The organism is Chitinophaga niabensis (genome assembly GCF_039545795.1).
GTDB lineage: Bacteria > Bacteroidota > Bacteroidia > Chitinophagales > Chitinophagaceae > Chitinophaga > Chitinophaga niabensis_B.
Genome location: NZ_CP154260.1, coordinates 1,402,581 through 1,413,452, shown reverse-complemented (window position 1 = coordinate 1,413,452; position 10,872 = coordinate 1,402,581). Strand labels below are relative to the sequence as shown.

Genomic DNA, 10,872 nt, shown 5'->3' with positions numbered 1-10,872 from the left:
AAATCCAATGAAGAAAATAATTATCTCCACTATAGTACTGAGTGCCCTGGCCTTTACCGGGTGTAACAAGTGGCTGGATGTAAAACCGGCAGCAACTACTACGAAAGACGAGTTGTTCCAGACCCAGAAAGGGTTCAGGGATGCCCTCACAGGTGCTTATCTTCATATGAAAAGCGGCAACACCTATGGCGGTGCATTGATATGGGGCAATATTGAATACATGGCACGCAACTGGGATGTAACCGCCCCCAGCAACGCAGCCCTCAACAACCTGGCAGCAGCCAATTATACGGATGCAGCAGTGAGAGGCTGGCTGGATGCCACTTACCAGGATGAGTATAAGGTAATAGCGGATGTGAACAGCATCCTGGAAAGGATAGACGCCAAAAAATCAATCTTCACTGATAACAACTACGCGCTACTCAAAGGAGAAGCATTGGCTTTACGCGCTTTTGCGCACTTTGATGTGCTGCGCATGTTCGGTCCTATGCCGGATAATCCGGGCACTACGGCGGTATTACCTTATGTGAAAGCAGTATCCAAAGAGATTGTTGTATCTGTTTCTTTCCAGGAGTTTGCGCAAAATGTACTGGCAGACCTTGATGCAGCAGAAGGCTTGTTGAAAGATGTGGATCCGTTCATACAATATTCCATAGCAGAACTAAACCCTTTGCCTAATGCTACCGCTCCGCCGGTAGTAGCAGACAATTACTACATGTACCGCCAGGTACGCATGAACTATTATGCAGTACTGGCCCTGAAAGCCAGGGTATATATGTGGCTGGCGCCTTCTAACAATACCAACCGCGCAAACGCCGCTAAATATGCGAAGATGGTGGTAGACGCCAAAGACCGTTCAGGTGTACCTACTTTCCGCCTTGGAAAAGCTGCAGACCGTAATGCCGGAGATAATACCATGTCTCCCGAGCATATTATGGCCATCAGCATGTATGACCTGAAACAAAAAGCCATCGATCTGTTCCTGGAAGGTGGCAGCCTGGCCCGTTCTGACTTCAACATACAGGATGGATATTATTATCTCAACAACCTCTTCCCGGTAGCTGAGCGGATTGCCGATGTGAGATGGGTTGGTATGTGGGCCTATAAAGTAACAGCAGGTAACACCAACTTTGTGATGAATGCAAAATACCTGCAGCGGGAAACATTGCCGGTTCTGCAGATCCCTTTGCTCCGCCTCAGTGAAATGTATCTCATCCTCACAGAGTGCGCGGAGTCTAAAGCAGAAGCAGAAGGTTTTTACAGAACCTATTGCGCAGAAAAAGGTATCCCCTTCACTAACGGCTTTAATGCTGCAGCCTGGGAAACAGACAGGAAGAATAAAATGATCAGGGAATATGTGCGGGAGTTCTTTGCTGAAGGCCAGACCTTCTTCACCTATAAGAGATACAATGTAACCACATTGCCTGCCAGCTGGACAGCTGCGTTCTACAGCGGTACAACAGCAAGATACATTGTACCTAAACCTGACCGTGAAATTAATTACCACAACAAGTGATCACAGCCATGAAAAGATTCATATACATTATAGCAATTCTGCTGGCAACAGCTTCCGGCTGCACCAAATCAGAATACCTGCTATTCAACGATATTGCCAGGGTACAGTTGAGCGATACCACTTCACTCAGCTCAACATTTGTTTATGATCCCGTTTCCGTTGTAAAGGATACCGTTTATATAGAGGTTAGTACTATCGGCGGCATCACTAATTACGACCGGCCGGTGAAACTGGTGCAGATCCCGGAGTTTGATTACACCTATGTTCGCGATCCCATCACTAACCAGATAACAGATACCATTGCTACTGAGCGGCCGTTCAAAGCTGTTCCCGGCACGCATTATATTGACCTGGCGGACAAATCGCTGGAATCTATGATGATAGTGAAAGCGGACTCTGTAAGAGCCCGGATACCAGTAGTACTGTTACGCGATGCCAGCCTGAAAACAAACAGTTACCGTTTGCGCCTGCAACTTGTTGCCAATAAGGAATTTGGCCTGGGAGAGAAACTTTCGAGGGAAAAAACAATTGTGTTTTCGGACCGCCTGGAACGTTTTTACTCCTGGAGGATAGATGGTACCGCGGCACCGGCATTTAACAATTTCGGAAAATACAGCACAGGCAAACATCAGTTTATGATAAATGTGCTGAAAGTGAATATAGATGAAGCATGGTACCAGGCGGCTCTTGCGGCACAGGCAGTGGGCAACTACGCGAACCTGTTGAAGCGTGCATTAACTACATTCAACAGCGATCCTGCTAACATCGCCAGTGGAAAAGCGCCCTTGCGTGAAACAGATTCACCAACCAGCGCAGTAGTTACTTTCCCCTGATCACCATCAATAATTATCAAGATGAAGAAATTATATTTCCTGGCAGCCGGCTTGTTTTCCATACTTGCCTTTGCCTGCACCAAAGATAAAAGCACTTCAGCTGACCGGCCACTGCCGACCTTTACTGTGAGCGGATTGCAAGCCAGCTATGCTGTATTAACACATAAAGATACTTTACGCATTCATCCCACCGTGCAGGATGAAAGCCGGTACGAATATTACTGGACGGCATTTGACGCCAATTATACTATCGGAAAGGGCAACAGGAAGCCGGATACACTGGCTAAAACAAAGGACCTTGACTATGCCATGGTGTTAAATCCCGGCCCTTATGTACTGGTGTTCAACCTGAAAGATAAAGAAACCGGTGTCACCAAATTGCTGAATGTGAACATGACCGTGTCCACACTGAACATGAATGGCTGGTACCTGCTCAAAGACAACAATGGGAAAACAGACTTTGATTTCATTCATAGCCTCGGCCGTATAGATAACTGGATCGCTTTTCACAATGACGGTAAAAGCCTGGAAGGGGCAGCTGTTAAAGCCGTGTTCACGAATACCTTTAAGATGGCCCTTACTTCCCTGGATATTTTCTCAGCATTCACTGTGCTCTCAGATAAAGACGCGGCGATATACCGGATAGATAATGGAAAGGTAATGCGGACCTTTGATGATATGTTCTTTAGCAAACCTTCCGTGCGCAGGCCGCAAAGTGTATACCAACCTGTTAATACAAACGTTGTAGGAGTGGTTAATGATGGGCAGGCATATGTGATGCAAAAGGGCACTTTATTCAGTTCATTACCTTACAACCCCGCCAAACTATCATCAATAACGGCTGTAGGGGCTATGACCCTTGCTTTTGACCAGGATTCAAAATCACTGGTGCTCATTAACGACTTCAGTTTTCAAACTGTGCCTGCCAGTGGAGCTGAGCTGAAGAATATGAATGCTGATCTTGTATGGCTGAATAGTTATGCAGGCCTGCGCGGTTTAGCCATGGCCCTTTTTCGTAAGCCTGATGGCTCAGGGCTCCTTTACAGGCTGAATGTACAATTCGGTTTTCTGTTCGGTACGCAACAGCCTATGATACAGGCAAAAGTAACGGTGCCTGGCACACATAGCATAATGGCAGCGACTGCCATCGGCGGTAATTATGATGCGGATTTCATCTACTACGCCCTGGGAAATAAGGTTTACATGACAGACCTGATCACGCTGCAGGAGGCATTGCAGGTAACACTGCCTGCCGGTGAAACCGTTACAGGTATCCAGCATATCAAGTACCCTCAGCCTTCTGCCGGTATACCCATCACAACAGATTACCTGTCGATCGCAACTTATGCCAACGGCCGGTACAAAGTATACCTGCATAAGATCAGCTCTACCGGAACCATTCAGCCATTAGCCCAGCCTGATTTTGAAGGTGAGGGACGGATCAACACCGTTATCTATATGGAAAACGGATTCGGAAGCAGGGTCTTCTAAATTATTACATACATGAGCTCACCCCAATTGCCGCTGTACAACAGCTGGCGGGGTGATCTCATGTCTTTATAAAAACAAATCAATGAAAAGCTTATTACTACTTGCATGCAGCTTTAGTGCCCTGAACGTACTGGCACAAACGGATACAGCCATGCAAAGAACAGAACTGAAACAGGCCCTGCAGGTGATAGATCAGAAAATGGCAGACCGGCAGCAGGCATGGCTGGATGCACAAAAAGCAAAAGCGAAGTATGATACCATAGGGCTTGCACAATACCGCGCTGAATGGGCGGTGTTGAAAGCAGAAAGGAAAAAGCAGGAGATCGTTTTCGTGCAGCAGCATCCCGGCTATATGGTAAGCTTGGAAGCCCTGAAAGATGCCATCGGCCCTATCCCCGATGATATTCAGAAATATGAGGGGCTGTTTAAGAAGCTGGATAAAAAGGTGCGGGAAAGCGAGGGCGGTGTGAGTACAAAAAAGCTCATTGATCGTTATATGACGGTGCGTATCGGTGCCAAGGCCCCTTCCTTTTCCGCTCCCGACACCTCCGGCCTTCCTGTACGACTGGCAGACTATAAAGGAAAATATTTGCTGCTGGATTTCTGGGCAAGCTGGTGTGGCCCCTGCCGGGAAGAGAATCCCGTTGTAGTAGCTGCTTACAATCGTTTTAAAGATAAAAGCTTTGACATCCTTTCCGTATCACTGGACCAGCCGGGTAAACAGGCAGACTGGCTGAAAGCCATCCATCACGATGGCTTAACCTGGAAACATGTATCTGATCTGAAATACTGGAACAATGAAGTAGCGAAGTTGTACATGATACGTTCCATCCCGCAGAACTTTCTGATAGATCCACGCGGGAAGATCATCGCCAAGGACCTTCGCGGTGAACAGCTTATCCAAAAACTAGAAGAAATATTAAAATAGTACCATGCTCAGATTTAACATCGCTTTATTTGCGCTGCTTGGCTTCGCTGTTGCTGCTCATGCGCAAAAAGCCGTTCCTGCGGACACATCTGCAAAAAAAACAGATTCTCTTCCTTCCGCCATCAAACCGTATGGAACGGTGATCACCGCAAAAGCAAAAACATACAATGGTATGTTCAAAGTTCACCAGCTGAATTCCCGTTATTACTTCGAGATCCCTGATTCCATGTATAACCGGGCCATATTGGTTGTGAACCGTATCGCCAGGTCAGCAGCGGGGCCAAGGCCGCAAATGACCGGTTACGCCGGCGACCAGATCGCGGAAAACGTGATCCATTTCGAAAAAGGACCGGATGACAAGCTCTTCATGAAAGTGATGCGCTTTAATGAACGCTCCACGGATTCCACAGAGAATGGCCTGTACAGGTCTGTGATCAATTCCAACCTTGAACCTATTGTTGCGGTATTTCCTGTAAAGGCTTACAACAAGGAGGCCAAAAGCACGGTGATAGATGTAACAGATTACCTGAACACAGAGAATGAAATATTCCATTTCAGCCCGCAGGTAAAAACAACGCTGAGCATCGGTGCCATACAGGCGGATAAATCTTTCATCACTGCTGTGAAAGCTTTTCCGCTGAACATTGAGATCCGCATGCTGCGGACTTACATGAAAGGCGGGCAACAGGCTGCGTCCACTACTATCCCCGATACCTATGAACTGAACAGCTCCATGGTACTGCTTCCGGCAGTACCCATGCAGCCCCGGTATGCAGATGCGCGGGTAGGCTTTTTTGCCAGGGGATACGTGGATTTTGATACGGATCCGCAGGGTGTAAAGCAACAATTCATGATCACCCGCTGGCGGCTTGAACCCAAAGAAGAAGATATAGAGAAATATAAACGCGGTGAACTGGTGGAACCTAAAAAACCCATCATCTATTACATAGATCCCGCCACACCCAAAAAATGGGTGCCTTACCTGATAGCTGGTGTAAACGACTGGCAGAAAGCATTTGAACAGGCTGGTTTTAAAAATGCCATCAAAGCATTACCAGCGCCCGAAAATGATTCTACCTGGAGCATAGATGATGCACGCCATAACGTGATCGTATACAAACCATCAGCGATCGCGAATGCGAGTGGCCCCCATGTACATGATCCCCGCAGCGGAGAGATCATAGAAACGCATATCAACTGGTACCACAACATCATGCAGCTGGTGCGCAACTGGTACATGATCCAGGCCGGCGCCATTGATCCTGCTGCCCGTAAAATGGAATATGATGAAGAACTAATGGGCCAGCTCATCCGCTTTGTTTCTTCTCATGAAGTGGGGCACACACTGGGTCTTATGCATAACTTTGGTTCCAGCTCCACTGTACCGGTAGAGAAATTAAGGGATAAGGCATATGTGGAAGCACATGGCCACACCCCTTCTATCATGGACTATGCACGTTTTAACTACGTGGCACAACCAGAAGACCATATCACACAAAAAGGCATCTTCCCAAGAATTGGTGAATATGATAACTGGGCTATTGAATGGGGATACAAATGGTACCCTGCATTTAAAACAGCTAAGGACGAAGGCCCTTTCCTGAATAAACTGATCATCGACAGTCTGGCTAAAAACAAACGCCTGTATTTCGGCAGTGAATTCAATTTCTCCGATCCACGTGACCAAAGCGAGGACCTGGGTGATGATGCTATTGCAGCCGGCAAATATGGTATCAAAAATCTCCAAAGGATCCTGCCACAACTGAAAGAGTGGACGAAGGTGCCCAATGAAGGTTATGATAACCTGAAAACGATGTATGAGGAAGTGATCAAACAGTATAAACTGTATACTGTTCAGGTATTGAAAAGTGTGGGCGGTGAATACCGTACCCTGAGGAGCATAGAACAACCCGGCAGGATAATTGAACCGGTGGGGTACCAAAAACAGAAAGCCTCCATGAAGTTCCTGAACGAATATCTCTTTGCTACTCCTGCCTGGCTCATCAATGAATCATATACAGCATTAACCGGCACCGATCCTATTGTAAACATCGTTATTGCGCAGTCCAATGCGCTGATGAAACTACAGGGCTCCGGTATGCTGATAGGCCTGATCAAATCAGCAGAAATGAACAAAGGTATCAAAACATACACGGCTGCTGAGTTCCTGGAAGATCTGAAGCAAGGTGTCTGGAGCGAACTGTATACCAATAAACCGATTGATATCTACCGCCGCAACCAGCAAAAGGTATACATAGAGAATTCATTCAAGGCATTTAAAGCAATGAATGAAATAGTAGGCAGGAACAATGGTAACGGTACTATCTTTTATATTAACCCGGATCCTACGGGCAATGATGTTTCCAGCATTACGCGGGCGCATCTGACGGGGTTGCGGAATGATATCCGCAAAGCTATACCAGCACAAACCGGCATTTCAAAGTATCACCTACAGGATATGGAGAACCGGATCAGTGATGTACTGGAAGGAAAGAACAAATAACCAGCCATATTAATTCCACGTGAAAACCTAAGCCGTATAGACCTTGTGTCTATACGGCTTTCTTTTTTTATTCAGTTGGCATCTGGCTCATATCCATATAGGCTATTTCCCATTGGTGGCCATCCAGGTCCTCAAAGCTATGCTGGTACATCCAGCCGTAATCCGAGGGTTCATTATAGATGTTGCCACCTGCCTGTTTTGCTTTAGCCACTATCTCCTGCACTTCTTCCCTGGAAGCTGCATCCAGCGCAATCAATACCTCTGTGGCTTTCTTTGCATCACTTACCGGTTTCTTCGTGAATGTTTTAAAATAATCTTCCTGTAACATCATAGCATAGATGCTGTCGCTGATCACCATGCAGGCTGCTTTCTCATCGGTGAACTGGGGATTGAATGTATATCCCAGCGCTGTGAAAAACTGCATGGATGCTTCCAGATTCTTAACGGGCAGATTGATAAATACTTTTGTTGCCATGATCTTTATTTTTGGGTGATTGAATGATACAAAACTAGGGCAGAGAAAAAATCAAACCATTTACATATGTTGAGGAATGGAAATTATTTATTGGCGAATAAGATGCGGCTTAATTGGGTGGGCGTAATGCCAAGATAAGAAGCGATATGGTGTTTCTTCAACCGCTTAACAAGGCCGGGGTACTTTTCCGCAAAGCTTTCGTACCGTTTGCCGGCAGGATCGTGCCGGAGGGCTATCTCCAAAGGTTCTTTCTCTATGATCCAGTGCAGTTCCATATAGTTGATATAGAACGTGGCAATATCCATGTATTGCCCTGCCAGTTTCTTAAACGCAAAGAAATCATATTCCAGTACGCTGGTATCTTCCAATGCGGTGATCGTAAATAAACCGGGGGTATTGCTGAGCATGGCACTCACCGATGCGGCAAAACGCAACTCGGGGAAGAAGGTTTTGATCACCACTTCGCCTTTATCAGAAATATAGTTCTGAGAAAAGAGCCCTTTCACTACAAAGGCCACTTTTTTGGGCGCCTGCCCTTCTGATATAAAGTTCTCACCCCGTTTGTAGGTTTTAGCTACCAGTATGGCTTCCCATGCTCTACGGCTTTCCTCAGAAAGTGTTGTGTAGCTGTTTACTTTTGAAAAGAAGGTATCCATTTATAAAGCCATTTTATCCAGCGCCTTCCGCAGGATGGTTAATTGCTCCAGCCTTGTGCTCCGGTAATCTTCCGCAAACACGCTTAACCTGGATGGAGCGCATTCCGCCTCTACTGATTGTATTGTTCGCGCAAGCAGGTCCTTATCTATCTTTCCTTCCAGCACAAACTGGCCAAACCCTACTGCTATGATCACATTATTAGTACCCAATACGGAACGCTCCATTAAATATTCCACTACTTCAGCATCGTGCGGGGCTGGCCCCCTGCTGTATCCCCATGTATCCAGTAATGTTTCTATGAAAATAAACGGGCTGGCTGTTTTATTGGTTTCCCGCCATTCCCTGAACTGATAGAAAGCATCTGATCCATCGTCACTTCCAAAAGGAGAAGTTTCTTCAATAGGGCTCCAGTAAAATTCTTCTTTGAAAAGTTCCCTTGCTTTAATATGCGCATTTTCCGGAGACAGTTCGTATGTGTTACTCATGCAGCGAAAATATATAAAAAAGAGGACTTACTTCAGCCGGATCTCCGGTGTAATGGTGAGTGGTTAAAAAACAAAGCTACCATCGTGTTATCGCTGTTTTAAGCAGGTGCTTATTTTATATCCAGCAAGATAAACAGCAGAAAAAAATTCTTGAGGTTAACCCGCAGATACTGCAAGGCATGTGTGATCTGATTCTCCACACTTCTTTTAGATATATTCAACCTGTCTGCAATCTCCTGGTTGCTCAGGTTCTCCTGCCTGCTTAACAGGAAGATCTCTTTACAGCGTTTAGGTAATGCGCCCAGGTAAAAACTTAATTGTTCCCGGAAGGTTTGTTCAGATAATTTTTCTTCCGCATAATTAAAACTGAACGATCCACTGTATTCCGCTGGTAATTCCTGTGTTGCTTTCTTTGCTTTTAATTCTCTGTATATATGATAACGGGTGGCAGAGATGAGATAATTCTTAAAGTCCGTTATATCCAGCGTATTTCTTTTGAGCCATATATTAAGGAAAACATCATGCACTATTTCCTCGCTGGCCTCATTATCTCCGAGCAGGGATAAGGCAGTTTGATACAACCGCCCCCAGTAACGGTTGAACAGCAGGTTGAAAGCTGCTTTATCTTCATTTCTGACAGCAAGCCATATATCAGCATCCGCTGAATTAGCATCAATCATGTTCATGCCTCAAAATTGACAAAATATAATTACGCCCCGTGTTAAATTAAAATGAACTGTACGTTAAGGAAGAGGTTGTGCCGACAAAATATAGATTTTTTTTAAAAAAGTATGTGTGTCAGGAAAAGTAATTGTCTCTATAGAGATATAAAGCCTGCCACATGACGAAAGAAGAATACATCATCTTATATGAAAAATATTTAAACAATGAATGCAGTCCGGAAGAGCTGGTACTGCTGGAGCAATACAAAGATGACTTCTCATTGTCTGAAACTGACTATAAAGATGATCAACTTCAAGCTAAAATATATGGTAAATTATTAAATAGCATTGCAGAAAGGGAAAAGGTAAAACCCCTGTTCCCATGGAAGAGGTATGCTGTAGCAGCAGCCATGTTGTCTGCCGTAGTGGTAAGCGGGTTTATGTTGTTAAGGGAAGGAAATAAGCAACCGGCGACTGCTTCCCTCCCACCCGCTACTGCTGTTAAACATGATATTCAACCCGGTAGTAATAAAGCAGTGCTCATTTTAGGCGATGGCAGTGTAGTGGAACTGAATGATAGTATTAAAGGAAAGATCGCGCAGCAGGGAGTTACCGTGATCAGCAAAACCACTAACGGACAACTCACTTATGAGGAAATGGGGGCTGATGCCAACGAAGTTATTTACAACACCATCAATATCCCAAGAGGCGGTCAATATAGCCTGAACCTCCCGGATGGCAGTAAAGTATGGCTGAACGCAGCCACCTCATTCAGATTTCCCACGCAAATGAACGGAAAAGAAAGAATAGTGGAACTGGATGGAGAAGCTTACTTCGAAGTGGCTAAAAGCAAACAACCCTTCCTGGTAAAAGTGAGGGACATGCAGGTAGAAGTTCTGGGTACACATTTCAATATAATGGCCTATAAGGATGAAGCCAATATCAACACCACCCTGCTGGAAGGAAAGGTTAAACTCAGCAGCGGCACCAGTGAAGTGATCTTAAAACCCGGGCAGCAGGGCCTCTATACGCAGGCTGCAGGATTTAAAGTAAGAATTGCAGATACTGATCAGGTACTCGCCTGGAAGAACGGTTACTTCAATTTCAATGATGAAGAACTGGCCTCCGTTATGCGCAAAATATCCAGGTGGTATAACGTAGATATCCAATATAGTAACAAGAACAGCAACTTGTCCTACATGGGTGTTATATCCAGGTTCAAAAATGTATCCGATGTACTGAATATGCTGTCATTGACCGGAACTGTACAATTTAAAATAGAAGACAGGCACATCACCGTCATTAACTGATCATAGCTCACA

10 protein-coding genes are annotated in these 10,872 nt (G+C 45.4%); 6 read left to right on the top strand and 4 right to left on the bottom strand.

The window, feature by feature from the left end:
- Positions 1–7: 7 nt before the first annotated feature.
- The 5 genes from AAHN97_RS05925 to AAHN97_RS05905 all read left to right on the top strand — a co-directional run bounded on the left by AAHN97_RS05925 (position 8) and on the right by AAHN97_RS05905 (position 7,271).
- Positions 8–1,516: a RagB/SusD family nutrient uptake outer membrane protein gene (locus AAHN97_RS05925; protein WP_343306635.1), complete on the top strand. Its 1,509-nt coding sequence runs from the start codon at positions 8–10 to the stop codon at positions 1,514–1,516.
- A gap of 8 nt (positions 1,517–1,524) precedes the next feature.
- Positions 1,525–2,349: a DUF4843 domain-containing protein gene (locus AAHN97_RS05920; RefSeq protein ID WP_343306634.1), complete on the top strand. Its 825-nt coding sequence runs from the start codon at positions 1,525–1,527 to the stop codon at positions 2,347–2,349.
- 21 nt (positions 2,350–2,370) lie between these two features.
- Positions 2,371–3,840, top strand: coding sequence for a PKD-like family lipoprotein (locus AAHN97_RS05915; protein ID WP_343306633.1), 1,470 nt, complete (start codon positions 2,371–2,373; stop codon positions 3,838–3,840).
- An 82-nt stretch (positions 3,841–3,922) separates the two neighbouring features.
- Positions 3,923–4,768, top strand: coding sequence for a peroxiredoxin family protein (locus AAHN97_RS05910; RefSeq protein WP_343306632.1), 846 nt, complete (start codon positions 3,923–3,925; stop codon positions 4,766–4,768).
- Positions 4,769–4,772: 4 nt separating this feature from the next.
- Positions 4,773–7,271, top strand: coding sequence for a zinc-dependent metalloprotease (locus AAHN97_RS05905; RefSeq protein WP_343306631.1), 2,499 nt, complete (start codon positions 4,773–4,775; stop codon positions 7,269–7,271).
- Positions 7,272–7,338: 67 nt separating this feature from the next.
- Here the strand turns inward: AAHN97_RS05905 and AAHN97_RS05900 are convergent, their stop codons facing one another.
- The 4 genes from AAHN97_RS05900 to AAHN97_RS05885 all read right to left on the bottom strand — a co-directional run bounded on the left by AAHN97_RS05900 (position 7,339) and on the right by AAHN97_RS05885 (position 9,574).
- Complete coding sequence (locus AAHN97_RS05900) at positions 7,339–7,746, bottom strand: VOC family protein (RefSeq protein WP_343306630.1); 408 nt, start codon at positions 7,744–7,746, stop codon at positions 7,339–7,341.
- An 83-nt stretch (positions 7,747–7,829) separates the two neighbouring features.
- Entirely contained in the window at positions 7,830–8,402 is a 573-nt protein-coding gene (locus AAHN97_RS05895) for a Crp/Fnr family transcriptional regulator (RefSeq protein ID WP_343306629.1), read from the bottom strand.
- Complete coding sequence (locus AAHN97_RS05890) at positions 8,403–8,888, bottom strand: hypothetical protein (protein WP_343306628.1); 486 nt, start codon at positions 8,886–8,888, stop codon at positions 8,403–8,405.
- Between the two features lie 110 nt (positions 8,889–8,998).
- A complete protein-coding gene (locus tag AAHN97_RS05885; protein WP_343306627.1) occupies positions 8,999–9,574 on the bottom strand; it encodes an RNA polymerase sigma factor in 576 nt (191 codons plus the stop codon).
- A 155-nt stretch (positions 9,575–9,729) separates the two neighbouring features.
- Here AAHN97_RS05885 and AAHN97_RS05880 point away from each other — a divergent pair, with 155 nt between their 5' ends.
- Positions 9,730–10,860 (top strand): FecR family protein, encoded by a 1,131-nt coding sequence (locus tag AAHN97_RS05880; protein WP_343306626.1) that lies wholly within the window; start codon positions 9,730–9,732, stop codon positions 10,858–10,860.
- Positions 10,861–10,872: the final 12 nt, after the last annotated feature.

Excerpts from the sequence above, each read along its gene's own strand:
- AAHN97_RS05895 (WP_343306629.1), bottom strand. The coding sequence starts at position 8,402 with ATGGATACCTTCTTTTCAAAAGTAAACAGCTACACAACACTTTCTGAG.
- AAHN97_RS05885 (WP_343306627.1), bottom strand. The coding sequence starts at position 9,574 with ATGAACATGATTGATGCTAATTCAGCGGATGCTGATATATGGCTTGCT.
- AAHN97_RS05880 (WP_343306626.1), top strand. The coding sequence starts at position 9,730 with ATGACGAAAGAAGAATACATCATCTTATATGAAAAATATTTAAACAAT.
- AAHN97_RS05900 (WP_343306630.1), bottom strand. The coding sequence starts at position 7,746 with ATGGCAACAAAAGTATTTATCAATCTGCCCGTTAAGAATCTGGAAGCA.
- AAHN97_RS05890 (WP_343306628.1), bottom strand. The coding sequence starts at position 8,888 with ATGAGTAACACATACGAACTGTCTCCGGAAAATGCGCATATTAAAGCA.
- AAHN97_RS05920 (WP_343306634.1), top strand. The coding sequence starts at position 1,525 with ATGAAAAGATTCATATACATTATAGCAATTCTGCTGGCAACAGCTTCC.
- AAHN97_RS05925 (WP_343306635.1), top strand. The coding sequence starts at position 8 with ATGAAGAAAATAATTATCTCCACTATAGTACTGAGTGCCCTGGCCTTT.
- AAHN97_RS05915 (WP_343306633.1), top strand. The coding sequence starts at position 2,371 with ATGAAGAAATTATATTTCCTGGCAGCCGGCTTGTTTTCCATACTTGCC.
- AAHN97_RS05905 (WP_343306631.1), top strand. The coding sequence starts at position 4,773 with ATGCTCAGATTTAACATCGCTTTATTTGCGCTGCTTGGCTTCGCTGTT.
- AAHN97_RS05910 (WP_343306632.1), top strand. The coding sequence starts at position 3,923 with ATGAAAAGCTTATTACTACTTGCATGCAGCTTTAGTGCCCTGAACGTA.